This window comes from Buttiauxella cochleicola (assembly GCF_021282435.1).
GTDB lineage: Bacteria > Pseudomonadota > Gammaproteobacteria > Enterobacterales > Enterobacteriaceae > Buttiauxella > Buttiauxella massiliensis.
Map to the genome: position 1 here is coordinate 1 of NZ_JAJSOT010000012.1, position 23,832 is coordinate 23,832.

The 23,832-nt window shown below is 52.1% G+C and carries 23 protein-coding genes and 2 tRNA genes; 18 read left to right on the forward strand and 7 right to left on the reverse strand.

The window, feature by feature from the left end; translation table 11 throughout:
* Positions 1-46: 46 nt before the first annotated feature.
* Positions 47-123: transfer RNA gene (locus LVQ77_RS20465), tRNA-Asp, on the forward strand.
* A gap of 54 nt (positions 124-177) precedes the next feature.
* A tRNA-Trp gene (locus LVQ77_RS20470) sits at positions 178-253 on the forward strand.
* A 79-nt stretch (positions 254-332) separates the two neighbouring features.
* Here LVQ77_RS20470 and hdfR read toward each other — a convergent pair.
* Complete coding sequence (hdfR, locus tag LVQ77_RS20475) at positions 333-1,187, reverse strand: HTH-type transcriptional regulator HdfR (RefSeq protein ID WP_370639870.1); 855 nt, start codon at positions 1,185-1,187, stop codon at positions 333-335.
* 89 nt (positions 1,188-1,276) lie between these two features.
* Here hdfR and LVQ77_RS20480 point away from each other — a divergent pair, with 89 nt between their 5' ends.
* A complete protein-coding gene (locus LVQ77_RS20480) occupies positions 1,277-1,615 on the forward strand; it encodes a MaoP family protein (RefSeq protein WP_151996167.1) in 339 nt (112 codons plus the stop codon).
* 26 nt (positions 1,616-1,641) lie between these two features.
* Here LVQ77_RS20480 and LVQ77_RS20485 read toward each other — a convergent pair whose 3' ends face one another.
* Positions 1,642-3,162 (reverse strand): YifB family Mg chelatase-like AAA ATPase, encoded by a 1,521-nt coding sequence (locus LVQ77_RS20485; RefSeq protein WP_232905369.1) that lies wholly within the window; start codon positions 3,160-3,162, stop codon positions 1,642-1,644.
* Between the two features lie 354 nt (positions 3,163-3,516).
* Here LVQ77_RS20485 and ilvL point away from each other — a divergent pair, with 354 nt between their 5' ends.
* The 14 genes from ilvL to LVQ77_RS20555 all read left to right on the forward strand — a co-directional run bounded on the left by ilvL (position 3,517) and on the right by LVQ77_RS20555 (position 17,547).
* On the forward strand, positions 3,517-3,615 hold the full coding sequence (ilvL, locus tag LVQ77_RS20490) for an ilv operon leader peptide (RefSeq protein WP_072009493.1): 99 nt from the start codon (positions 3,517-3,519) through the stop codon (positions 3,613-3,615).
* A 139-nt stretch (positions 3,616-3,754) separates the two neighbouring features.
* Entirely contained in the window at positions 3,755-5,401 is a 1,647-nt protein-coding gene (ilvG, locus tag LVQ77_RS20495; protein WP_232905370.1) for an acetolactate synthase 2 catalytic subunit, read from the forward strand.
* A complete protein-coding gene (gene ilvM / locus LVQ77_RS20500) occupies positions 5,398-5,655 on the forward strand; it encodes an acetolactate synthase 2 small subunit (protein ID WP_064515142.1) in 258 nt (85 codons plus the stop codon). The genes ilvG and ilvM overlap by 4 nt, the downstream gene beginning before the upstream one ends.
* A 19-nt stretch (positions 5,656-5,674) precedes the next feature.
* Complete coding sequence (locus LVQ77_RS20505; RefSeq protein ID WP_151996170.1) at positions 5,675-6,604, forward strand: branched-chain amino acid transaminase; 930 nt, start codon at positions 5,675-5,677, stop codon at positions 6,602-6,604.
* A 156-nt stretch (positions 6,605-6,760) separates the two neighbouring features.
* The gene (ilvD, locus tag LVQ77_RS20510) at positions 6,761-8,611 is read left to right on the forward strand and encodes a dihydroxy-acid dehydratase (RefSeq protein ID WP_064515146.1); all 1,851 of its coding nucleotides are present in this window, start codon (positions 6,761-6,763) and stop codon (positions 8,609-8,611) included.
* Positions 8,612-8,613: 2 nt separating this feature from the next.
* On the forward strand, positions 8,614-10,158 hold the full coding sequence (ilvA, locus tag LVQ77_RS20515) for a threonine ammonia-lyase, biosynthetic (RefSeq protein ID WP_151996171.1): 1,545 nt from the start codon (positions 8,614-8,616) through the stop codon (positions 10,156-10,158).
* Between the two features lie 256 nt (positions 10,159-10,414).
* Complete coding sequence (locus tag LVQ77_RS20520; protein WP_232905371.1) at positions 10,415-10,930, forward strand: PTS sugar transporter subunit IIA; 516 nt, start codon at positions 10,415-10,417, stop codon at positions 10,928-10,930.
* Between the two features lies 1 nt (position 10,931).
* On the forward strand, positions 10,932-11,210 hold the full coding sequence (locus LVQ77_RS20525) for a PTS sugar transporter subunit IIB (protein WP_232866432.1): 279 nt from the start codon (positions 10,932-10,934) through the stop codon (positions 11,208-11,210).
* 45 nt (positions 11,211-11,255) lie between these two features.
* Positions 11,256-12,659 (forward strand): PTS galactitol transporter subunit IIC, encoded by a 1,404-nt coding sequence (locus LVQ77_RS20530; RefSeq protein WP_232866435.1) that lies wholly within the window; start codon positions 11,256-11,258, stop codon positions 12,657-12,659.
* Between the two features lie 68 nt (positions 12,660-12,727).
* Entirely contained in the window at positions 12,728-14,791 is a 2,064-nt protein-coding gene (locus LVQ77_RS20535) for a BglG family transcription antiterminator (RefSeq protein ID WP_232905372.1), read from the forward strand.
* 103 nt (positions 14,792-14,894) lie between these two features.
* Positions 14,895-15,557, forward strand: coding sequence for a class II aldolase/adducin family protein (locus LVQ77_RS20540; protein ID WP_232905373.1), 663 nt, complete (start codon positions 14,895-14,897; stop codon positions 15,555-15,557).
* 45 nt (positions 15,558-15,602) lie between these two features.
* A complete protein-coding gene (locus tag LVQ77_RS20545; protein WP_232866442.1) occupies positions 15,603-16,613 on the forward strand; it encodes a dihydroxyacetone kinase subunit DhaK in 1,011 nt (336 codons plus the stop codon).
* 9 nt (positions 16,614-16,622) lie between these two features.
* On the forward strand, positions 16,623-17,264 hold the full coding sequence (locus tag LVQ77_RS20550) for a dihydroxyacetone kinase family protein (RefSeq protein ID WP_232905374.1): 642 nt from the start codon (positions 16,623-16,625) through the stop codon (positions 17,262-17,264).
* A gap of 16 nt (positions 17,265-17,280) precedes the next feature.
* Complete coding sequence (locus LVQ77_RS20555; protein WP_035896560.1) at positions 17,281-17,547, forward strand: HPr family phosphocarrier protein; 267 nt, start codon at positions 17,281-17,283, stop codon at positions 17,545-17,547.
* A gap of 72 nt (positions 17,548-17,619) precedes the next feature.
* On the opposite strand, the gene fabV is transcribed toward LVQ77_RS20555, so the two are convergent.
* From fabV to ilvY, 4 genes are all read right to left on the reverse strand, one after another.
* Entirely contained in the window at positions 17,620-18,813 is a 1,194-nt protein-coding gene (gene fabV / locus LVQ77_RS20560) for an enoyl-ACP reductase FabV (RefSeq protein WP_232866446.1), read from the reverse strand.
* Positions 18,814-19,048: 235 nt separating this feature from the next.
* A complete protein-coding gene (gene dhaL / locus LVQ77_RS20565) occupies positions 19,049-19,678 on the reverse strand; it encodes a dihydroxyacetone kinase subunit DhaL (protein WP_232905375.1) in 630 nt (209 codons plus the stop codon).
* Position 19,679: 1 nt separating this feature from the next.
* Positions 19,680-20,684 carry a dihydroxyacetone kinase subunit DhaK gene (locus tag LVQ77_RS20570; RefSeq protein ID WP_232905376.1) on the reverse strand — a complete coding sequence of 335 codons (1,005 nt, stop codon included), beginning with the start codon at positions 20,682-20,684 and terminating at the stop codon, positions 19,680-19,682.
* A 131-nt stretch (positions 20,685-20,815) separates the two neighbouring features.
* Entirely contained in the window at positions 20,816-21,718 is a 903-nt protein-coding gene (gene ilvY, locus LVQ77_RS20575) for an HTH-type transcriptional activator IlvY (protein WP_151995971.1), read from the reverse strand.
* Between the two features lie 165 nt (positions 21,719-21,883).
* Here ilvY and ilvC point away from each other — a divergent pair, with 165 nt between their 5' ends.
* Positions 21,884-23,359 (forward strand): ketol-acid reductoisomerase, encoded by a 1,476-nt coding sequence (gene ilvC / locus LVQ77_RS20580; protein WP_151995967.1) that lies wholly within the window; start codon positions 21,884-21,886, stop codon positions 23,357-23,359.
* Positions 23,360-23,529: 170 nt separating this feature from the next.
* Here ilvC and ppiC read toward each other — a convergent pair whose 3' ends face one another.
* Positions 23,530-23,811, reverse strand: a complete 282-nt coding sequence (gene ppiC, locus LVQ77_RS20585; protein ID WP_064515151.1) for a peptidylprolyl isomerase PpiC — start codon at positions 23,809-23,811, stop codon at positions 23,530-23,532.
* Positions 23,812-23,832: the final 21 nt, after the last annotated feature.

Genomic DNA, 23,832 nt, shown 5'->3' on the forward strand with positions numbered 1-23,832 from the left:
AAAAGCCAGAATGTGACATCTGGTGGTAATAAGAAAGAAATTCGGTGGAGCGGTAGTTCAGTCGGTTAGAATACCTGCCTGTCACGCAGGGGGTCGCGGGTTCGAGTCCCGTCCGTTCCGCCACTTATAAAAAAATTATGCCTGCTTAATCAGCGGGCTTAATAATAAGCGTTATTTAGGGGCGTAGCTCAGTTGGTAGAGCACCGGTCTCCAAAACCGGGTGTCGCGAGTTCGAGTCTCTCCGCCCCTGCCATATAATGATCCTTTGCTTCGGCAAAGGATTTTTTTTGCCTAAAATTCCTCAAGTTATCCCTCAAATCTACAAAAGCGCATTACTGCGCCATAAGTGGTGTCTTTAATAACTCTTTGATTGTGCTTTGTTTATCACTATTTTGTAACCAGATCGCATACAAAGGGCGCGAAAGTGTATTTGTATCGGGTACCTGGTAAATTCCTTCGCATTCTTTGGCCCATTCGATGGGTAAAAATGAACAACCATTGAGCGGTGCCAACAATTTATAGGCTATTTGTGCTGAGCTAGTCGTTAGAACTGGAATGCTATCATTGTTGATAAGGCCCGCTTCATGTTGTTGAAAATCAGGACCCCACTCCAGACGTAAATACGTTAACCCTGTTTTTGAGCTTTGTTGTGAAGAAGAAAATAGTGCCAGGTTAAAATGCCCTAATAACTGGCATGAAAACTCGTCCATCTTTGGCGATTCCGTCGTGATCAGCAGATCAAGTTGACGTTCATGCAATTGTTTAACTAGCGACTGGCGTTGGGAAATACGGGCTTCAAATTGAAGTCCTTTGTGCTGTTGATACAGAGCAACAAGCCATTCAGAAAGCATGCATTCCCAAAGTGAAGAACTAGCACCAATCGTTAGCTCATTGTGCTGAGATGTGTTGGAAACTTCTTTTTTGGCAGCGAGCCAGGTATTCATGAGGTTTTCTGCATAAGGCAACAAACGCTCACCTGCTGTCGTCAGGCGAATATTATTACGATGACGAGTAAAAAGATTCACGCCGAGTTGATTCTCTAATTGACGAATTCTGAAGCTAACTGCTGATTGCGTTAGATAAAGAGCCTCTGCAGCCCGCCCAAAATGCCGCGTTCGGCTCACTTCTAGAAACGTTTTTAATAATTCAGTATCCACAACTCTCTCCCAAAAAAAATTTGTCGTTATGATTTAAATGTTTTGTTTGACGCTCTGTCAAGCGTAACTAATACTCCGCGCCATAAATAGCTCGACCAAGAGAATTAGGAGCGTGCAGGATGGCGGAAAGCTTTACGACGACTAATCGGTTTTTCGACAATAAACATTATCCACGCGGGTTCGCTCGCCATGGTGATTTCACCATCAAAGAAGCCCAGTTATTAGAGCGTCATGGTTATGCGTTCAATGAGCTGGATCTTGGCAAGCGTGAACCTGGTACTGAAGAGGAAGTTCTGTTTGTAGCTGTATGCCGTGGTGAACGTGAGCCGGTGACAGATGCAGAACGTGTGTGGAGCAAATACATGGCGCGAATTAAGCGCCCTAAACGTTTCCATACCCTCTCAGGTGGCAAGCCGCAGGCGGATGCGGTTGAAGACTATACCGACAGTGATGATTAATAAAAATGGGGCGAAAGCCCCATTTTTTATCCTGTTAACTGTTGTAGATGAATGAGTAAGCGGTCAATCGCCCGATAGCTCAATGCTTCTAGAAGATGTTCCCTCTGTATCTGTTTATGTTCCTGAATATCTGCAATTGTTCGTGCAACTTTTAATAATCGATGCCATGCACGTACCGACAACCCCAACTTTGCCAATGTCTCTTCAAGCCACATGGCATCATTGTGCTCAATGACACAATGTTTTCTGATTTCATGGTTATCCAGTCTCGCATTTAACTTTTGCTGTCTCTCATACTGCCGCTGTTGTGTAGCGATGACTCTTGCTCTTACGTCTGCGCTACTTTCGCTGCTCACACCTGGATTACTTAGCATTCCAGGTGGCGGAAGTGGGATCTCTGCGGATAAATCAAATCTATCAAGAAAAGGCCCTGAAAGACGGCTAAGGTAGCGCAGCGTTTGTTCGGGTGTGCAGCGATTATGCTTACCTTGATAGTGACCTGTTGGACTTGGGTTCATCGCAGCCAGAAGTTGAAAATTGGCAGGGTAGCTAATTTTTGCACGGGTACGGGAAATATGAATTTCCCCTGATTCTATAGGCTCGCGTAATGCATCAAGCACACGGCGTTCAAATTCCGGGAGTTCATCGAGAAATAACACACCGTTATGTGCCAGAGATATTTCACCGGGTCTTGGTATTGAACCTCCACCAACCATTGCACTCAGTGAAGCGCTATGATGAGGCGCTCTGAATGGGCGCTGACGCCACTGTTGCTGTAACGAATGTGGATTGACCAGGCTTAGAATGGCAGCACTCTCCAGCGCTTCACTGTCGCTTAAAGGGGGGAGTAAAGTATTCAGTCGGCTGACCAGCATGGTTTTACCCGTTCCTGGAGGGCCAATGAGTAATAGGTTATGCCCACCAGCTGCGGTGATCTCTAGCGCTCGCTTCCCCTGAGACTGACCAAAAATTTCATTAAGGTCTTGCCGATATTCAATGTGTTGCTGCGGTTGTTTTTCTGGAGCAGATAATTCGGCTCTGCCTTCAAGGAATGCGCAGACTTCAGTGAGATGGTTTGCAATAAGGCAGCCAGCTTGTGTTATCAAACTAAGTTCAGCGGAGTTTTCATCGGCAACGATTATTTTCTTCCCTGATTTTAAAGCCTCCATAGCAGATGAAATTGCGCCTGGGACGCCTCGTAACGCCCCGGTAAGTGCGAGCTCACCAACGAACTCATATTGACTTAACTTATCAATAGAGAGCTGCTCAGACGCTGCCAGCAATGCCAGAGCAATAGGTAAGTCATACCTGCCGCCTTCCTTAGGAAGATCTGCCGGCGCGAGATTTATCGTGATTTTCCGGGCCGGGAAAGTATAGCCACTATTGATGATGGCACTTCGCACTCTGTCTCGCGCTTCACGGACTGTCGTTTCCGGTAAGCCCACAAGCGTCAAACCTGGCAACCCTTGACTGATATGAACCTCAACGGTTACCAATGGGGCGGCAATGCCTAATGCTGCTCTTGTATTAACAACTGCCAGTGACATAGCTCTTTCCTCTGGGTGAACTTTCATCCTGTCAGCTTGCTAATGATGCTGAAAGAGGCGAAATAATGTTCCTCGCAACGCCTTCCAGACTTTCGAGTAAGATTTCTTTTTTGAAAATTATTCTGCGATGCGCTTCGCAAAAGATTTATTTTTGGAAGAAATTTTGAGGAGAGGAATAAGAATTCGCTCTATATGAAATATTTTCACTATCTACTTATGTGCTGAAAACAAAAAGTTTTTTTGTTGACTGATTTTTGTATCCCCTTTCTCGCCATAAAAAAATCTTGTGCTTGTCTCTGACTCTGTGATAACTCTGTAGGCATTACTTCGAACAAGTAGACAGAATAAACAAACATGAAAGCCCTCCTACAAGTGATTAGCCTGGTCGTGATTAGCGTGGTGGTGATTATTATCCCACCGTGCGGGGCTGCACTTGGAGAAAGAAAGGCTTAAAAATCAAGCCTGAATCGAAAAGAACCCCCGCACCGAAAGGTCCGGGGGTTTTTTGTTGGGCAAAGAAATACGGAGAGGAACAGATGATGCGTTGCAGAATAAAATGCTGTTTCTCCGATAATGAGACGGGGAACTAACTATGAATGGTGCGCAGTGGGTGGTACATGCGTTGCGAGCGCAGGGTGTAGAGACAGTTTTCGGCTATCCGGGTGGCGCAATCATGCCCGTCTATGATGCGTTGTATGACGGCGGGGTCGAACACTTGCTCTGTCGCCATGAACAAGGCGCTGCAATGGCAGCCATTGGGTATGCACGTTCTACTGGAAAAACAGGCGTTTGCATCGCCACTTCCGGGCCTGGCGCTACCAACCTAATCACTGGCCTTGCCGATGCGCTGTTAGACTCCGTTCCAGTCGTTGCCATCACAGGCCAGGTCGCCGCCCCATTCATCGGTACCGATGCGTTCCAGGAAGTGGATGTTTTAGGATTATCCCTCGCGTGCACCAAACACAGTTTCCTCGTTGAATCATTCGATGATTTACCTCGCGTCCTTGCAGAAGCCTTTGAAATTGCAAACTCTGGTCGTCCGGGCCCCGTGTTAGTGGATATCCCTAAGGATATTCAATTAGCACAAGGCGATCTGGAGCCGTGGTTATCGACAGTTGAAGATGATTTTGCAATGCCGCATGCCGAGCTGCAACAGGCTCGCGAAATGATAGCCAGTGCCCGCAAACCTATGCTGTATGTCGGCGGTGGCGTCGGCATGGCTCAGGCGGTTCCTGCGCTGCGCGAATTCATTGCGGTTACCAATATGCCTTCTACGGTCACCTTGAAAGGTTTGGGTGCCGTTCCAGCAGAGCATCCGTTTTATACCGGCATGTTAGGTATGCACGGCACCAAAGCAGCTAACTTCGCGGTGCAAGAATGCGACTTGCTGATTGCCGTCGGCGCCCGTTTTGACGACCGTGTTACCGGAAAATTGAATACCTTTGCCCCTCACGCGAAAGTGATCCATATGGACATCGACCCGGCTGAATTAAGTAAATTGCGCCAGGCACATGTTGGGTTGCAGGGGGATTTGGTCCAGTTATTACAGGCGCTGCAGCAACCGCTGGATATCGCGGACTGGCAGCAAGAAGTAGCCACTTTGCGCGCTAATAACCCATGGCGCTACGATCATCCTGGCGAAGCCATTTTTGCCCCGTTATTACTGAAACAAATCTCTGACCGCAAGCCGCAGGAATGCGTGGTGACCACTGACGTGGGCCAGCACCAGATGTGGACGGCTCAGCATATGTCATTCACACGTCCGGAGAATTTCATCACTTCCAGTGGCCTGGGAACGATGGGTTTTGGTCTGCCCGCAGCCGTAGGCGCACAGGTAGCCCGGCCGAACGATACGGTTATCTGTATCTCGGGTGACGGCTCTTTCATGATGAACGTTCAGGAGCTGGGCACCGTAAAACGAAAACAGCTGCCGCTCAAAATCGTTTTACTGGATAACCAACGTTTAGGAATGGTACGCCAGTGGCAGCAGATGTTTTTCTCAGAACGATATAGTGAAACCAATCTCTCCGATAACCCCGATTTCCTCACGCTAGCCAGTGCCTTCGGTATCCCAGGTCAACACATTACTCGTAAGGACCAGGTAGAAGCCGCCATCGATACGATGCTCAACAGTGATGGCCCATACATGCTTCACGTCTCGATAGATGAGTACGAAAATGTCTGGCCGTTGGTGCCACCAGGTGCCAGTAACTCTCAAATGCTGGAGAAATTATCATGATGCAACATCAGCTCGCAGTAACGGCCCGTTTTCGTCCAGAAACGCTGGAACGCGTGTTACGCGTGGTGCGTCATCGTGGTTTTCAGGTCTGTTCTATGAACATGGTCACGGTGGGGAACACTGACGATATTAATATTGAATTGACCGTTGCCAGCCTGCGCCCAGTCGAATTACTGTTTAGTCAATTAAGCAAACTGGTTGACGTTGGACGCGTCGAAATCCAGCAACAAACAACACAACAAATCCGCGCCTGAGCGCAGAAGGAAGAGAACAATGACAACGAAGAAAGCTGATTACATCTGGTTCAATGGTGAGATGACGCCGTGGGGCGAAGCAAAGGTCCATGTAATGTCCCATGCGCTGCATTACGGCACATCGGTCTTTGAAGGCATCCGTTGCTATGAATCTCACATTGGTCCAGTGGTGTTCCGCCATCGTGAACACATGCAGCGTTTGCGTGATTCCGCAAAAATCTATCGTTTCCCTGTATCACAAAGTGTTGATGAGCTGATGGAGGCTTGCCGTTCTGTTATCCGTAAAAACAACCTGACCAGCGCGTATATCCGCCCGTTAGTTTTTGTGGGTGACGTCGGTATGGGCGTGAACCCGCCAGACGGTTACACCACTGATGTGATCATCGCAGCCTTCCCATGGGGTGCATACCTCGGCGCAGAAGCGCTGGATCAAGGGATCGACGCAATGGTTTCCTCATGGAACCGAGTGGCGCCAAACACTATTCCTACTGCGGCGAAAGCCGGTGGTAACTACCTTTCTTCCTTGCTGGTTGGCAGCGAAGCTCGTCGTCATGGTTATCAGGAAGGCATCGCGCTGGACGTGAACGGCTACCTGTCTGAAGGTGCGGGTGAAAACCTGTTTGAAGTAAAAGACGGCATCCTGTTTACCCCGCCATTTACCTCTTCCGCGCTGCCGGGCATTACCCGTGACGCCATCATTACGCTGGCGAAAGACCTGGGTATCGAAGTACGTGAACAAGTGCTGTCCCGCGAGTCCCTCTACCTGGCCGACGAAGTGTTTATGTCAGGCACGGCGGCAGAAATCACGCCGGTTCGTAGCGTTGACCGTATTCAGGTAGGCGAAGGCCGCTGTGGCCCGATTACCAAGCGTATTCAGCAAGCATTCTTTGGCCTGTTCACCGGCGAAACCGAAGACAAATGGGGCTGGTTAGATCCAGTTAACCAATAATTAACGACAAATTTTTACCGAAATAATTCGTGCGACAGGAAGGCGACAACGCAGCGAATCGCCAGGAGCTTACTGCAGTAAGTGACTGGAGGGAGTAAGGCTGCCAACGCATCTGTGGTGCGAATTATGATGGGAAACAGACTGGAGTAAATAAGCATGCCTAAGTACCGTTCAGCCACTACCACCCATGGCCGCAATATGGCGGGTGCCCGCGCATTGTGGCGCGCAACCGGGATGACCGATGACGATTTCGGCAAGCCAATTATTGCGGTAGTTAACTCCTTTACTCAGTTCGTGCCAGGCCACGTTCACCTGCGCGATTTGGGTAAACTGGTTGCAGAGCAAATCGAAGCATCGGGCGGTGTGGCGAAAGAGTTCAACACCATCGCGGTGGATGATGGTATCGCCATGGGCCACGGCGGCATGCTTTATTCTCTGCCGTCACGTGAGCTTATCGCTGACTCCGTGGAATATATGGTCAACGCGCACTGCGCCGACGCGATGGTTTGTATCTCCAACTGCGACAAAATCACCCCAGGGATGCTGATGGCCTCTTTGCGCCTGAACATTCCGGTTATTTTCGTTTCCGGCGGCCCGATGGAAGCCGGGAAAACCAAGCTCTCTGACCAAATCATCAAGCTCGACCTGGTTGATGCAATGATTCAGGGCGCAGACCCGAAAGTGAGCGACGAGCAAAGCGAGCAGGTAGAACGCTCTGCATGCCCAACTTGTGGCTCTTGCTCCGGTATGTTCACGGCTAACTCCATGAACTGCCTGACCGAAGCGCTGGGTTTATCTCAGCCGGGTAACGGTTCTCTGCTGGCAACACACTCAGACCGTAAAGAGTTGTTCCTCAATGCCGGTAAACGTATCGTCGCTCTGACCAAACGTTATTACGAGCAGGATGATGAAAGTGCTCTGCCACGTAGCATCGCCAGCAAAGAAGCGTTTGAGAATGCCATGACGCTTGATGTCGCCATGGGTGGCTCAACGAATACCGTTCTGCACTTACTGGCAGCAGCTCAGGAAGCAGAACTCGATTTCACCATGACCGATATCGACCAGCTTTCTCGTAAAGTCCCACAGCTGTGTAAAGTCGCACCAAGTACCCAGAAATACCATATGGAAGATGTGCACCGTGCTGGTGGCGTAATCGGTATTTTGGGCGAGCTGGATCGCGGTGGCTTACTGCATCGCAATGTGAAAAACGTGCTGGGTCTGACGTTGACGCAAACGCTGGAACAGTACGATGTCATGCTGACTAAAGACGAAAGTGTGAAAAGCATGTTCTCCGCAGGCCCGGCCGGTATTCGTACCACGAAAGCATTCTCACAATCTTGCCGCTGGGATTCTCTGGATGTTGACCGTCAAAACGGTTGTATCCGTTCGAAAGAACATGCTTACAGCCAGGAAGGTGGTTTGGCTGTGCTGTACGGTAACTTCGCAGAAAACGGCTGTATCGTGAAAACGGCTGGTGTAGACGATGAAAGCCTGGTATTCCGCGGGCCTGCAAAAGTTTACGAAAGCCAGGATGATGCTGTTGAGGCAATCCTTGGTGGCAAAGTCGTCGCGGGCGATGTGGTTGTTATTCGTTACGAAGGGCCAAAAGGCGGGCCGGGCATGCAAGAAATGCTTTACCCAACAACCTTCCTGAAATCTATGGGGCTTGGTAAAGCGTGCGCACTGGTCACTGATGGTCGTTTCTCCGGCGGTACTTCCGGTCTTTCTATCGGCCACGTTTCTCCGGAAGCAGCAAGCGGTGGCAATATCGCGCTGATTGAAGATGGCGACATGATTGCCATTGATATCCCGAACCGTGGGATCCAACTGCAATTGAGCGATCAGGAAATGGCCGCTCGCCGTGAAGCACAAGAAGCTCGCGGCGACAAAGCCTGGACTCCACGCGCACGTGAACGCCAGGTTTCCTTCGCTCTGCGCGCTTACGCAATGCTCGCTACCAGTGCCGATAAGGGCGCGGTGCGCGATAAAAGTAAGCTTGGAGGCTAATGATGGCCGAGTCACAACCACTACCTGACGCCCCTTGTGGGGCGGAATATCTGCGAGCCATTCTGCGTGCCCCGGTTTATGAAGTCGCGCAGGTTACACCGTTGCAGAAGATGGAAAAGCTGTCATCACGGCTGGATAACGTCATTCTGGTGAAACGTGAAGACCGCCAGCCAGTGCACAGTTTCAAACTGCGTGGCGCATACGCGATGATTGCCGGGCTGAACAGCGAACAAAAAGCCAGTGGTGTGATTACCGCTTCTGCGGGAAACCACGCTCAAGGTGTTGCGCTTTCTTCAACACGTTTAGGTATCAAGTCTCTGATTGTCATGCCCGTGACTACGGCGGATATCAAAGTGGATGCGGTCAGGGCGTTTGGTGGAGAAGTATTGCTGTACGGCGCGAACTTTGATGAGGCGAAAGGGCGTGCCATCGAGCTTTCGCAGCAGCAGGGGTTCACCTATGTACCTCCGTTCGACCACCCGGCAGTCATCGCCGGGCAGGGCACGCTGGCGCTTGAACTGCTGCAACAAGACGCCCATATCGACCGCATATTTGTACCGGTTGGCGGCGGTGGTCTGGCAGCAGGTGTGGCGGTGCTTATCAAACAGCTGATGCCACAAATCAAAGTGATTGCTGTTGAAGCGGAGGATTCAGCCTGCCTGAAAGCGGCACTTGATGCGGGCAAGCCGGTTGATTTGGCGCGCGTCGGTTTGTTTGCTGAAGGTGTTGCGGTTAAGCGTATCGGCGATGAAACATTCCGTTTGTGTCAGGAATATCTCGACGACATCATCACGGTGGATAGCGATGCTATCTGCGCTGCGATGAAAGATTTGTTCGAAGATGTTCGTGCGGTCGCTGAACCGTCTGGCGCTCTGGCGCTGGCAGGGATGAAAAAGTACATCCAGCAGCACCAGATCCGTGGTGAACGCCTCGCGCATGTTCTATCTGGTGCGAACGTTAACTTCCATGGCCTGCGTTACGTTTCCGAGCGTTGCGAGCTGGGTGAACAACGTGAGGCATTGCTGGCGGTCACCATTCCTGAGCAGCAAGGCAGCTTCCTGAAATTCTGCCAGGTGCTGGGAGGGCGCTCTGTCACTGAGTTTAACTATCGTTATTCTAGCTCGGCAGAAGCCTGCATCTTTGTGGGTGTGCGCCTGACTCGTGGTGTTGAGGAACGACAAGAAATTATCGCACTGCTTAACGAAGGTGGTTACGGCGTTGTCGATCTTTCTGATGACGAAATGGCGAAACTGCACGTGCGCTACATGGTGGGCGGGCGTCCGTCTAAACCACTGCTTGAACGGTTGTACAGTTTTGAATTCCCAGAATCACCGGGTGCTTTGCTGAAATTCCTGCAAACGCTCGGCACGCACTGGAATATTTCGCTGTTCCATTACCGCAGCCACGGCACGGATTATGGCCGCGTACTGGCGGCATTCGAACTGGGCGACAATGAGCCCGATTTCGAAACACGAATCAATGAGCTGGGTTACGATTGTCATAACGAGACAAATAACCCCGCGTTCCGCTTTTTCCTCGCGGGCTAAGTGCCGCTTAAAGCGGGAGATAACCTGTCTGGGTTATCTCCCGCTTTCCTTTTTCCGCTTTATTTTTCATAATCCGCCGAATTATTTCTCTGTCAACGAATCTCAACGATAAAAATGTGACGTAATTAATAATAAAATGCTCACCGCATTGCGCCAGCCTGAGTACATCTTTTGGGGGCAATATTTGTCGCCCGCTTTCTGCTCCTGAATTAACATTATCTCTAGTTAATTCTTAGCGGTTAGAGAGGATATTCGGATGAGAACGGATATAATTGATGCCCCGAATGAAAGTGCGCAAGGATGTGAATATTTTACACCTCAGCTCACATTTCTGGATAAACATTATAATAATTCCACTGACTTTTTTTCTTCGATATTTTTGCTGCTTAAAGAGCAAGGCTACGTCCGGGACTCTTTTCTTGACGCCATCATCGCCCGTGAAAAGTCGTACCCTACCGCGCTGCCAACGCTGCCGGTGGCCATCGCGCTTCCTCATACCGATCCTCAGCACGTTATTCGCCCCTTTATCTCCGTGACGCGGCTGTCTACGCCCATTGCCTGGCAGGAAATGGGTAATGATGACAACACGCTTTACGTTCATTTTATTGTTTTACTTGGTTTTATTGACCACAGCAGCCACCTAACCGCGCTGCAAAAGCTCATGGACTGCCTTGCGGATGAAGAGGTTGTCCAGGCCCTACGCGAAATAGACGATGTAGAAACCTTTCTCTGTACCCTCACATCAAGACTGCAATTAGATAAGGATATATAAGATGAAAAAAGTCATTGTTGCATGTGGAAGCGGCGTTGCTACCTCACAAACTGTTGCCAGTAAAGTGACCCGCTTATTGAATGAACGTCAGCAGTCTCATATCAAAGTTGAAGTCATCGACCTGAAATCGCTTGATAGCCATATAAAAGACAGCGCGGCTTATATCGCCATTACCAAAGTTGATAAGCAATATCCTATCCCGGTAATTAATGGGATTGCTTTTCTTACCGGCATGGGAATGGAGCAGGAATTACAAAAAATTATTGATGCCTGCAAATAAGGTGTAGCTCTTTAATCCGTATAATTATTTTAGTGGAGAAGTGCTATGGACTTTCTTGGTGTAGTCATAAATTATATTCTGAATTTAGGCGCGCCGGTTTTTGTGCCCTTTATTATGCTATTAGCCGGGCTGGTGGTGCGGATGAAATTCCGCGATGCGGCCTCGGCGGCCATCACGCTGGGCGTCGCCTTCGTTGGGATGAGCATGCTGATTGGCTTTATGGTTGATGCCATCGGTGTTGCCGCGCAGACCATGATGAACCGTACTGGCCTTGAGCTAAGTATCGTCGACGGCGGCTGGACGACGATGGCGAATATCTCCTGGGCCTGGCCTTATGCGTTCGCCATGTTCCCGCTTCAGGTTGGCGTAAACATTGTGATGTTGATGCTGAACAAGACCAATACCTTCAACGCCGACCTCTGGAACGTGTGGGGGAAAATCTTTACCGCGTTTATCGTGGTGAGCGTCACCACCCCATTGTTTGGCCCGGTCTGGAGTCTGGTACTGGCGTTCCTCGTTGCCGCTTTCCAGATCATTATGGAACTGAACGCGGGGGATATTCACCAGCATCGTATCGAGAAGCTCACGGGGATCCCGGGGGTGACCTGTACGCACCGTATGGTTTTCTTTGGTGCCATCTATTACCCGTTCGATCTGCTGCTGCGCAAAATTCCGGTCTGCAATAAGCCGATGGATGCCAGCGCGCTGCGCGCTAAAGTCGGGGTCTTTGCTGAAAACCACATCATTGGTTTTATTCTGGGGATCCTGTTTGGGGTGATTGCGGGCTACAGCGTTGCGAAAACGCTGATGCTGGGTGTGCAGGCCTCAACGGCGCTGGTGCTGTTCCCGATGATTTCAAAGCTCTTCATGCAGGCGCTGTCGCCGATCTCTGAGGCCATCAGCGACTATATGAATAAGAAATTCTCCGGTCGTAAGCTGTTCGTGGGTATCGACTGGCCGTTTATGGGCGGTGCAAGCGAGATCTGGTTTGCCATTATCGTTGCCATCCCGTTCACCCTGCTGTGGGCGCTGATTCTGCCGGGAAATAAGATCCTGCCGTTTGCTGGCATCATTAATATTGCGCTGATTGTTCCGGCCTATCTGGTGACGCGCGGTAACACGCTGCGCATGGTTATCCTGAGCATTATTGGCGTACCGTTTTTCCTGTTCGTTGGCACGCAGTTTGCGCCAATGATTACCGACCTCGGTCTGGCCACTAAAGCGATCACCATCCCGGCAGGGCAGCTGATTTCGAACAGCTCGATTGATGCGCCTGTCTTCACCTATGCCTTCTCTTTCCTGTTCAAATTCCTGGAAGGCAACTTTATCCCGCTGATCTTCGCGCTGTGGTGGGGCTGCGGCTACTTCTTCTACTCCCGCGAACTGCGTCGTGAAAGCAATCTGGCACAGCAAGAAGCCGAGCAGCAGGAAAAGGTTCAGCAGGCGTAATTCTGGGTTTCATGTTCGTGTCTGGCGGCAGGCGCCGCCGCCAGGCTTTTCATTGCAGGAGAGTCGGCATGGCTATGGATAAACGCGTGGTTGCAGTGCTGGATGCCATTGTGAACGATTCCGGCATCACGGGGACGAAGCTTGAAGAGCAGTTTTGCCTGACGCGCAAACAGCTGAGCTATACGCTGAAAAAGGTGAATGACTACCTGGAGTCGAACCACTTCGACCGGATCAACCGCCTGAAAACCGGGAAGCTGCATATCCCGCGCCATGTGATTGAGCATTTTCGCCAGAATCAGACCTCTGAAACCGAGCATCGCTATCTCTACTCGGAAGAAGAACGTGGGCAGATGATTATCTTTATGTTGCTGACCCGCAGTGAACGACTGTCATTGCTGCATCTCTACTCTTCGCTGAGCGTTAGCCAGAATACGATTGTCAATGACCTGAAAAAGGTACGAGCTGAGGTTATCGAGCACGGGCTGGAGATAAGCTACGACCGGAGCAACGGCTACCATATTCTTGGTGGGGAGCTGGAAAAACGCTACCTGCTGCTTAACTGTTTACGTCGGGTGCTGGAAATTCCGGTCGCAAAAAATATCCTCGCCCACTACAACAACGTGATGAGCGACTATCTGGAAAAGGTCGGCAACGTTTTTAGCGAAATTGAAAAGCGTTTTAAAATTCAGTTTACCGACCGTCAGCTTCAGGAGCTTATTTATTTTATCTGCTTTGTCCTGCACCGTATTGATTCAGGGAAAGGTCTGGTCAATATTCCGAGTAGCTATGCCGATATTATTGACAGCAGAGAATTTACCCTGATGCAGAGCGTTATCAGTAAAATCAATATCAATAGTGAAAATGAACTGGTTTTCCTGACGGCACTGATCCAAAGTTCCAATATTCAAAGTATTGCCGATAAATATTTCCACCTGGATACGCTGCTGCTTGAAAGCGTGGTGGCGGTAGTCGACAACTTTGAGAAAATAAGCTGCGTCACTATCAAAGAGAAAAATGAGCTGATTGAAAAAATCTATCAGCACTGGAAGCCGGCCTATTACCGTATTCGCTATCATCTGACCAATACCAGCAGCGTTTACGATCTGGTGGTGAAAGAGTTCAGCCATCTGCACGAGATGGTTCGCCGTGCGGCCGTGCCGTTCGAGACGGTGCTGCACTGCGAAATCCCCGATGAAGAGATGGCGTTTTTGACGGTGCTCTTTGGCGGTTGGCTGACCCGCGAAGGGGTTATCCATCAGATTAAACTACAGAAAACCGCGGTGGTGGTGTGCGAAAACAGCGCCACGATTTCTACCTATCTGTTCCTGACGTTGCAGGTGCTTTTCCCGGAACTGCACTTTACTGAAGTGATGTCACGGCGCGAGTTTGAACGCTATACCGGGCACTACGACGTGGTCTTTTCGACCACGCACCTGAACACCAGCAAGATGGTATTTGTGGTGAATCCGTCCATCAGCAGCATTCATAAAAGCGCGTTCCGTAATCATGTGATCAGCGCGCTACAGGGCGTAGATCCGAACATCATTCAGATTGAGCAGTTGCTGCTTATCTTCGAACGCTTCGGCAATATCATCGATCACAAAGGGCTACAGCGCGCGCTCGCCAGCTACATCTATGATGAGAACAGCGCCGCGAGCGCGGCGGGTAGCTTTGACCCGCCGACGCCATCGCTAACGGACTTGCTGCAGCGCGAACACGTTCAGTTTGCTACTTCGCTGCCCGGTGACTGGCAGCAGGCGATTACCGAAGCTTCAGCATCGCTGCTGGAAAACGGGGTGATTGAACCGCGCTACCTGCAAATTATGCTGAATAAAATCGCCGATGAGCAGCCCTATATCATGCTGGCTGATGGCGTAATTATCGCCCACGCGGGTGTCGATGATGGCGCGCTGGAAACGGGGATGACGTTATTACGCCTGCCCTCTAAGATTGATTTCGCCGGTTATATGCAGGCCGATATTATTATCGTCCTGGCAACGAATAATCCGCAAAAGCATCTTAAGGCGCTCGCGCAATTAAATGAATTTCTCGAATTCTATGATGGCGGAAATGTTATTCGCCGCGCACAGGATGAATATGCACTGATAAATGAATTTGCCCGTCATTCGTAATCATTAATTAAACGCCGTTGCAGCTTAAAAACTGCAACGTTATTTCCCGGCAATCATTGTCGCGACATCGCTCGCCCCTATAACCGTATACAGGATAAATATTATGTTAGAAATTCAGAAAAAACACGTCGTTGAAATGGCCAGAACCGCTCAGCAATGGGGACTCTGTAAACATAAAGCGGGTAATTCCAGCGTACGGGATAAAGAGACGGGGCTTATTCTGGTGACCCCAACCACTATCGACAAAATGCATTTAACGCCGCGCGACATCGTGGTGATGGACGTTGAAGCCAACGTGATTGAAAGCGAAGCGGGATTGCGCCCAACCAGCGAATGCCTGATGCATATCGAGATTTATAAAGCGCGTCCCGACGTGTTCGCGATTTCCCACACGCACTCTCTCTACGCGACCTCCTTTGCCGTGCTGAATAAACCCATCCCGGCGGTGGTGTACGAGTGCGCCATTCTCAACCTCAAGGATGGGGTGATCCCGGTCGCGCCGTATGGCCGCCCCGGCACCCGGGCGCTTTCCGATAGCGTGATCGAACCTATCAAGCGTGCCGATGCCATCCTGATGGAAAAACATGGCGCAATCGGCGTGGATAAAGACCCGTATGAAGCGGTGCTGAAATCCGCTTACCTGGAGGAGATGGCGCAGATTTACTACCACGCGCTGGTGATTAACGGCGGTAAGGAGCCTGAATCCTTTGCGCCGGAAGAGCTGCAGCGCTGGGCCTACCCGTCACAGATCAAATTTGCCCGCTAATTGACGCGCCCGTCCGTTCGGGCGGGATATTCATGGAGAGAACGCATGAAAAAATTTCTGAATCAGGCGGAGGATTTTATCCCAGAGATGCTGGAAGGTATCTATCTGGCGCACCCCGATGAGTTCCGCTTTGTGAATGAGGATCTGCACTGCCTTGCCACGGCGCGCCCGGTGCCCGGCAAGGTGGGGATTGTCACCGGTGGCGGCTCCGGGCACCTGCCGCTGTTCCTCGGCTACGTTGGGCAGGGCATGCTGGACGGCTGCGCCATTGGCGATGTGTTCCAGTCACCGTCGCCGGAGCAAATTCTGGCCGTCACGCAGGCGGTAGACAGCGGTGCGGGTGTGCTGTACCTGTACGGCAACTACAACGGCGATATCTTCAATTTTGACATGGCGGCGGAAATGGCCGACATGGAGAGCGACATTCGGACCTGCACGGTCGTTGCCGCCGATGATTCTGCCGGTTCCGTGCCGGGTGGCGGTGCCACCACACGACGCGGCGTGGCGGGGATTTTCTTCGTCTACAAATGTGCTGGCGCATCGGCCGGCAGGATGGATGACCTCGACACCGTCCAGCGTATCGCGCAGAAGGCCGGGGAACGCGTGCGGACACTGGGCGTAGCGCTGTCGCCGTGCATCGTACCGCGTATCGGTAAGCCGGGATTCCATATTGGCGACAACGAGATGGAAATCGGCATGGGTATCCATGGCGAAAGCGGTATCCGCCGCGGGCCGCAGCTGAGAGCTGAAAATATTGCTGAAGAGATGATGTCCTGGCTGATTGCCGACTCTCCCTGCCAGCAGGGCGATGAAGTGGCGGTGCTGATTAACGGCCTCGGTGCGACGCCGCTGGAAGAGCTGTACCTGATGTATCGCCACGTGCACCAGATTCTGGCGCAGAGCAACATCCGCGTCTTCCGCGTATGGGTGGGGGAATTCGCCACGGCGATGGAGATGACCGGCATGTCCATCAGCTTGATGCCGGTAGACGATGAGCTTAAGGCACTGCTGAACGCGCAGGCCGACACGCCGATGTTCCGGCAGTTTCCCGCCTAAGGAGGCGCTATGACGTTAAACAGCGAGAGCTTACGCCCGCTCTTTGCCGAATGGGCGCGGGTGATGCAGGGCAACAAAACGGTACTGACTGAACTGGACAGCGTAGTGGGCGACGGCGATCTGGGCCTCACCATGAGTGATGGTTTTGCCGCGGCGTCGGACTATGCGCAGCATAGCGATGAACCAGATCTGGGACGGTTTTTCTATCTGGCGGGTAAAGCCATGGCCTCGGCAGTGCCCTCAACGATGGGTACGCTGATGGCTTCCGGCCTGATGCAGGCGGGAAAAGTCTTTAAGGGGCGAGAGACGATGACGCTGCCGGACGTGGGCGACTTTTTCCAGTCCTGGTTTGATGGCGTGCAGCAGCGCGGCAAAGCGCAGCCGGGCGAAAAAACCTTTCTTGATGGGATGGCTCCGGCGCTGGTGGTGCTGCGTGGTCAGGGCGACTCGCTGAGCGTGGCGCGGGAAGCGTTGTTAGCGGCACAGCAGGGTGTGCAGCAGACTACCACGATGGTGGCGAAGCACGGGCGTGCGGCTATCCACGGCGAGCGATCCCGTGCGTTCGTCGACCCAGGCGCGATGGTCGCCCAGCTTCTGATTCAGGGCTATTTTAACCTCGTTCAGACTATGTACCCGGCAAACGGGCAGTAAGTAAGGAACCGAAATTATGTTGAAAGAAGTGGTGAAAATCAGCAACCTGCACGGTATTCATGCCCGCCCGGCGGGCGTACTGGCAAAGGCGTGCGCGCAGTACCAGTCGCGGATCGAGATGATCTACGATGGCAAAACCATCAAGGGAAAAAGCATCATGAGTATCCTGGGGGCCGGGATCAAAGGCCGAGGATCGCTTGAGATCATCTGCAGCGGCAGCGACGAGCAGGAGGCGATGGCGAAGTTGAAGGTGCTGTTCGCTGAAGGCTTTGGTTTCGATTAGCCAGGCATCTCAGGCCGAATAAAAAAGGGTTCATGCGCAAGCATGAACCCTTTTTACGGCAGCATCAAAAAATTACAGCGTGATCACGTCGAATTCAACTTCGGTGTTCACGTCAGCGTCGTAGTCCACACCGTCGAGGCCAAAACCGAACAGGTTCAGGAATTCCTGCTTGTAGCCTGCATAGTCGGTTTCTTGCGCCAGGTTTTCAGTGGTGATCAGCGGCCACAGGTCGCGGCATGCCTGCTGAATGTCTTCACGCAGTTCCCAGTCATCCATACGGATACGCTGGTTGTCATCAAGCGCCACTTTGTCACCGTACAGGCTGGTGGTTATCAGACGGTTGATCTGCTCGATACAACCTTCGTGAATCCCCTGTGCTTTCATCAGCTTGAAGACCATAGAGATGTACAGCGGCATCACTGGAATGGCGGAAGACGCTTGGGTGATGACGGACTTCAGTACCGCAACGTTGGCAGAACCGTTCAGCGGAGCCAGTTGGTTGCGCAGTTCAACCGCCGCACGGTCGAGGTCTTCTTTCGCTTTACCCAGCGCACCGTGCCAGTAGATTGGCCAGGTCAGGTCGGTACCGATGTAGGAGTAGGCCACGGTTTTCACGCCTTCAGCCAGCACGCCAGCTTCGCTCAGCGCGCCCATCCACAGTTCCCAGTCTTCGCCGCCCATAACGGTAACGGTGTTCTGAACTTCTTCTTCGGTTGCCGGCTCAATGCTGGCGGTTATGATCTGATCTTTGTTGGTATCAATCGCTTTAGAGGTGTAAACCTCGCCGATTGGCTTCAACGCAGAACGGACGACTTCACCGGTTTTCGGCATTTTACGCACTGGGGAAGCCAGTGAGTAAACCACCAGATCAATCTGACCCAGGTCTTCTTTGATGAGTTTGATCACTTCATCGCGGCATTCGTCAGAGAACGCGTCGCCGTTGATGCTTTTGGAATACAGACCTTCACGCTTGGCCGCTTCGTCGAAGGCGGCAGAGTTATACCAACCTGCGGAACCTGGCTTGGTGTCCGTGCCTGGTTTTTCGAAAAATACGCCGATAGTGGCGGCACCACTGCCAAAGGCGGCGGAAATTCTGGAAGCAAGGCCGTAACCGGTGGAAGCACCGATCACCAGCACGCGGGAAGGGCCGTTCTCGATTTTGCCGTTTTGCTTAACGTACTCGATCTGTTTTTCCACATTGACTTTACAGCCAGTCGGATGGGTCGTTGTACAGATGAATCCACGAATTTTTGGTTTGATTATCATAATGATGGCTAATTAAGTTTGTATTTTCGCTGTCAAGCACGCAATGACACCGTCTGTTCTGGCTTGTTTAACGACATGGTTAACAATCCCCCCACTACAATGGATCGCAACATTATACAGAAAAGGAGCACCAATACTGAATCTACCACTGATTTTAGCCGTCAGACGTCGGACCGCAGGCCAGAAAAGGCCATGCGTAAACATGGCCCCTGTGGACGTTGAGCGCTATTGCAGGTTAGTTCTGATGGGCAAATTCCGCCATAAACTGCAGGATCAACGCCATCGACACCGCGCCTGGGTCGCAGTGGCCAATGGTCCGCTCACCCAGATTTTTGGCGCGCCCAAAGCGCGCAACCATCGCGCTGGTGCCCTCTGCGCCCGCCATTGCCGCCTGCGCGCAGTGGGTAAGCGCTTCCGGCAGCGCTAGCGCTACGTCCGCTTTGGCGCACTCGGCGGCGGCGGCCAACGCATCGACCATCGTTTTATCCCCCGGCTCGGCGCCGCCGCGCTGGTGGATGGCCTGCATGCCGATCGCCAACCACTCGGCGAGGGTGGCAGCATCCAGCTCAGTGCGCCCAGTCAGGCCTTTACCCCCAGCGCGGAAAAGGGTACCGAAAATGGCCCCGGACGCGCCGCCCATGCTGGTCATCAGGCGAGTACCGCTTTGCAGCAGAGCGTCACCAATATCAGTGGCGGTAAATTCTGGTGCGGCGAGCAGTGCGTTAAGCGCGATAAAGCCGCGTTTAATGCCGATACCGTGGTCGCCATCGCCAATGACCTGATCGAGCACGGTCAGTCGTGGTTCACTGGCGATCATTCCCTCAGAGACGTACCGCAGGCAGGCGATAAATTGTGTGGTGTTCATCTTAGTTTCTCCAGCCGAGGGTGCGGATTGGGTGGTCATACAGGCGCTGCATTTCGTCGTCCAGCCGCAGCATGCTCAGGGAAAAACCGGACATTTCCAGCGAGGTACAGAAATGGCCAACCTGCACGTCGTAGGTTTTGATTCCCCGCGCCGTCAGCGCCATGCCGACTTTACGGGTGACCACCATTAGTTCGGTGTTGCTTAGTGCACCGAGGTTGTTGACGCACACGCACACGCTGTCGCCCTTCGCGAAAGGCAGGTCGTTGCACAGGCGTTCAATCATCATCTCGACCAGCTCATCGCTCTGTGGCATCGGAATACGACACAGCCCAGGTTCACCGTGGATGCCAATGCCCAGCTCGATTTCGTTATCGGCCAGCGTGAAGTTAAAGGCATCGGCCTGCGGCAGCGCGCAACCGCTGAGCGCGACACCAATGGTGCGGGTGTTATGGTTGGCTTTTTTTGCCAGCGCTTCCAACTCTGGCAGGGCGTAGTGCTCAAACTGGGCTGCGGCGCCGGTCAGCTTGTACAAAAACGCTAGCCCACCCACGCCGCGGCGGTCGGACATTCTTTCCGGCGGTGCCGAGGCAATATCATCCGTGGCGCGCACGGTGCGGCACTCGATCCCTTCTTCAGCAAGGATTTCAGCAGCGATATCAAAGTTCATGCCATCGCCGGAGTAGTTGCCGTAGAGGAACAGCACGCCGTTGCCCTGATGAACGGCACGGCTGGCTTCAATGATTTGGTCGGGAGAGGGGGATGTGAAGACTTCGCCCAGCGCGCAGGCATCGATGCCGCCTTCGCCGACGAACCCGGCAAACGTCGGCTCATGGCCGCTGCCACCGCCGCTGACGATAACGGTCTGGCCGTTTTGCGCCAGCGTACGATAAACCGCGCAATACTCCGGCAGGGCGTGGATCTTACCGCGCCCCGCGTACACCAGCCCTTCCATGATTTCGCTACGAATATTATCGGTGTTATTGAAGATCTTTTTGGGTTTTTGCATCGTCACTCCCTCTCGTAAGGTCCTGTTTCTTTAGTGACGATTTTACCTGCGGAGCCCGTTTACACCTGGCACCTTTGATACCAATTAATCTCCCGAACCAGGGGCATGACTGGGGGCTGAATGCGTTAACACTATTCGGCGATTTTGCGCTCCAGAACAATCTTCCAGAAGGCATCCACCAACGGTTCATGCAACCGCTTTTTCTGTACGCAAACACCCAGTTCAAACGGTGTTTTCTCATCGCTACGTTCAAGGATCATCACGCGGTTACGCACCGGCTCGGGACTATTTTCCAGCACGATTTCCGGCAGCAGCGCCACGCCGCAGCCCAGCGCTACCATAGAGACCATCGCCTCATGGCCGCCGACGGTGGCATAAATCGACGGATTGCTGATTTTCTGGCGGCGGAACCATAGCTCAATACGGCGGCGCACCGGGCCTTGATCCGGCAAAATAAACGGCACTTTTGCCCAGTCGGGATCTGGCTGGTTCACCTGCGCCCGCACCGGACACGGTAGCGCTGGGGCGATAAGTGCCACGGATAAATTATCCAGAATAGAGAATGCGACGCCGGGAGGTAATGTTTCTGGCTTACCGGCAATCGCAAGATCTGCTTCGTCTGAATCGACTTTTTCTACCGCATCCGCTGCATCGCCGGTCGTCAGCTTGATCTCTACATTGGGATGTTCCGCACGGAATCGGTCGAGAATCGGGGGTAAATGGCTGTAGGCGGCGGTAACTGAGCAAAACAGATGCAGTTCGCCGGTCAGCGATGGCCCTTCCTGACCGATGGTGTGGCGCATTTGCTGATACTGCAACAGCGTGTGCTGGGCGAACTGTTTGAGTTGTTCCCCGGCCTCAGTCAGCGTCACGGTGCGGTTATCACGTAAAAACAAAGGCTGGCCTAAATCGTCTTCAAGGCGCTGGATCTGGCGCGAAAGCGTAGAAGGGCTAACGTGCATGGCGCGCGCGCTCCTGCCAAAATGGCGGCTTTCCGCAAGATGAAGAAACGTTTTCAGATCGCGTAAATCCATGGTCATCAGCCCTCGTTTTCACGTTGCAAAAACTGCAACGTCACGTTGTTAATATATCAATTTCAGCAACGCATTTCCTGTCATATAGTGAGTTCATTATCGCAAGCAAGACACGGCTGGCGAACCTTACAAAGCACAACACAACAATTACGGAGTACCACCACGATGGCTAACTATTTCAATACTTTGAACCTGCGTCAGCAGTTGGCGCAACTGGGTAAATGTCGTTTCATGGGGCGTGATGAATTCGCCGATGAAGCAAGCTACCTCAAAGGCAAAAAAGTCGTCATCGTCGGTTGTGGCGCACAAGGTCTGAACCAGGGTCTGAACATGCGCGATTCCGGTCTGGACGTGGCTTACGCTCTGCGTGCAGAAGCTATCGCTGAGAAACGTGCTTCATGGCGTAAAGCGACCGAAAACGGTTTTAAAGTGGGTACTTACGAAGAACTGATCCCGCAAGCGGATCTGGTTGTTAACCTGACGCCAGACAAACAGCACTCTGCGGTTGTTAAGGCTGTTCAGCCGATGATGAAAGACGGTGCAGCATTGGGTTACTCCCACGGTTTCAACGTGGTTGAAGTGGGCGAGCAAATCCGTAAGGACATCACCGTGGTGATGGTTGCGCCAAAATGCCCGGGTACTGAAGTTCGTGAAGAATACAAACGTGGTTTCGGTGTTCCGACGCTGATTGCGGTTCACCCGGAAAACGATCCGAAAGGCGAAGGCATGGCCATCGCTAAAGCCTGGGCTGCAGCAACTGGCGGCCACCGTGCGGGCGTTCTGGAGTCTTCCTTCGTGGCAGAAGTTAAATCTGACCTGATGGGTGAGCAAACCATTCTGTGTGGAATGCTGCAAGCGGGTTCTCTGCTGTGCTTCGATAAGCTGGTGGAAGAGGGCACCGACCCGGCATACGCTGAAAAACTGATTCAGTTCGGCTGGGAAACCATCACCGAAGCGCTGAAACAAGGCGGTATTACTCTGATGATGGACCGTTTGTCCAACCCGGCGAAAGTCCGTGCTTATGCGTTGTCTGAACAATTGAAAACCATCATGGCTCCATTATTCCAGAAACACATGGACGACATCATCTCCGGCGAATTCTCTTCCGGCATGATGGCTGACTGGGCAAATGATGATAAGAACTTGCTGACCTGGCGTGAAGAGACCGGCAAAACTGCCTTCGAAACCGCTGCACAGTTTGACGGTAAGATTTCTGAGCAGGAATACTTCGATAAAGGCGTTCTGATGATCGCAATGGTTAAAGCGGGCGTTGAGCTGGCATTCGAAACCATGGTTGATGCGGGCATCATCGAAGAATCAGCTTACTACGAATCTCTGCACGAGCTGCCGCTGATTGCCAACACCATCGCACGTAAGCGCCTGTACGAAATGAACGTGGTTATCTCTGACACCGCTGAATACGGCAACTACCTGTTCTCTTACGCAGCAGTTCCATTGCTGAAAGAGTTCATGACAACTTTGCAAGCGGGTGACTTGGGTAAAGAAATCCCGGCTGGTGCGGTTGATAACGCGCAACTTCGTGATGTTAACGAAGCGATTCGTAACCACGAAATCGAAACCGTTGGCAAGAAACTGCGCGGCTATATGAAAGATATGAAGCGTATTGCAGTAGCAGGATAATACCCCGTCGTCTTTCGATTCGCCGCTGTGTTGGCGGCGCTCGTACACCCCATTCACATAGTTGTCTATGCTTCCGGGACTGTACTTACTTGCCGCCTGGCTGCAAATCGAAATCCATAGGGGTATAGCATTGATACAGGCCCGGTAAGCTTAACGCTACTGGGCTTTTTTTAATTGCGGTATAACACTTTGATAATGTGGTAACCAAACTGAGTATGCAGCGGGCCATATGGCTCCAGCAGCGGGCAGGAGAACACCACTTTATCGAACGCCGGAACCATCTGGCCCTGACGGAATTCACCTAAGTGCCCACCTTTTTTGCCTGACGGGCAAGTGGAGTGCTTTTTAGCCAGTTTCTCAAAGTCGCCGCCAGCTTGAAGCTGCGCCAAAATTTCCTGAGCCAGTTTTTCTTCCTTAACAAGGATATGCAATGCTGCCGCGGTTTTTGCCATGATAGTGCCTTGATTGGGTGA

Coding starts and splice junctions, on each gene's coding strand:
- ilvA (WP_151996171.1), top strand. CDS start 8,614: ATGGCCGAGTCACAACCACTACCTGACGCCCCTTGTGGGGCGGAATAT.
- ppiC (WP_064515151.1), bottom strand. CDS start 23,811: ATGGCAAAAACCGCGGCAGCATTGCATATCCTTGTTAAGGAAGAAAAA.
- ilvC (WP_151995967.1), top strand. CDS start 21,884: ATGGCTAACTATTTCAATACTTTGAACCTGCGTCAGCAGTTGGCGCAA.
- ilvM (WP_064515142.1), top strand. CDS start 5,398: ATGATGCAACATCAGCTCGCAGTAACGGCCCGTTTTCGTCCAGAAACG.
- LVQ77_RS20480 (WP_151996167.1), top strand. CDS start 1,277: ATGGCGGAAAGCTTTACGACGACTAATCGGTTTTTCGACAATAAACAT.
- dhaL (WP_232905375.1), bottom strand. CDS start 19,678: ATGAACACCACACAATTTATCGCCTGCCTGCGGTACGTCTCTGAGGGA.
- ilvD (WP_064515146.1), top strand. CDS start 6,761: ATGCCTAAGTACCGTTCAGCCACTACCACCCATGGCCGCAATATGGCG.
- LVQ77_RS20525 (WP_232866432.1), top strand. CDS start 10,932: ATGAAAAAAGTCATTGTTGCATGTGGAAGCGGCGTTGCTACCTCACAA.
- LVQ77_RS20555 (WP_035896560.1), top strand. CDS start 17,281: ATGTTGAAAGAAGTGGTGAAAATCAGCAACCTGCACGGTATTCATGCC.
- LVQ77_RS20535 (WP_232905372.1), top strand. CDS start 12,728: ATGGCTATGGATAAACGCGTGGTTGCAGTGCTGGATGCCATTGTGAAC.
- LVQ77_RS20550 (WP_232905374.1), top strand. CDS start 16,623: ATGACGTTAAACAGCGAGAGCTTACGCCCGCTCTTTGCCGAATGGGCG.
- LVQ77_RS20530 (WP_232866435.1), top strand. CDS start 11,256: ATGGACTTTCTTGGTGTAGTCATAAATTATATTCTGAATTTAGGCGCG.
- ilvG (WP_232905370.1), top strand. CDS start 3,755: ATGAATGGTGCGCAGTGGGTGGTACATGCGTTGCGAGCGCAGGGTGTA.
- LVQ77_RS20545 (WP_232866442.1), top strand. CDS start 15,603: ATGAAAAAATTTCTGAATCAGGCGGAGGATTTTATCCCAGAGATGCTG.
- ilvL (WP_072009493.1), top strand. CDS start 3,517: ATGAAAGCCCTCCTACAAGTGATTAGCCTGGTCGTGATTAGCGTGGTG.
- fabV (WP_232866446.1), bottom strand. CDS start 18,813: ATGATAATCAAACCAAAAATTCGTGGATTCATCTGTACAACGACCCAT.
- LVQ77_RS20540 (WP_232905373.1), top strand. CDS start 14,895: ATGTTAGAAATTCAGAAAAAACACGTCGTTGAAATGGCCAGAACCGCT.
- LVQ77_RS20505 (WP_151996170.1), top strand. CDS start 5,675: ATGACAACGAAGAAAGCTGATTACATCTGGTTCAATGGTGAGATGACG.
- LVQ77_RS20570 (WP_232905376.1), bottom strand. CDS start 20,684: ATGCAAAAACCCAAAAAGATCTTCAATAACACCGATAATATTCGTAGC.
- LVQ77_RS20520 (WP_232905371.1), top strand. CDS start 10,415: ATGAGAACGGATATAATTGATGCCCCGAATGAAAGTGCGCAAGGATGT.
- ilvY (WP_151995971.1), bottom strand. CDS start 21,718: ATGGATTTACGCGATCTGAAAACGTTTCTTCATCTTGCGGAAAGCCGC.
- LVQ77_RS20485 (WP_232905369.1), bottom strand. CDS start 3,162: ATGTCACTGGCAGTTGTTAATACAAGAGCAGCATTAGGCATTGCCGCC.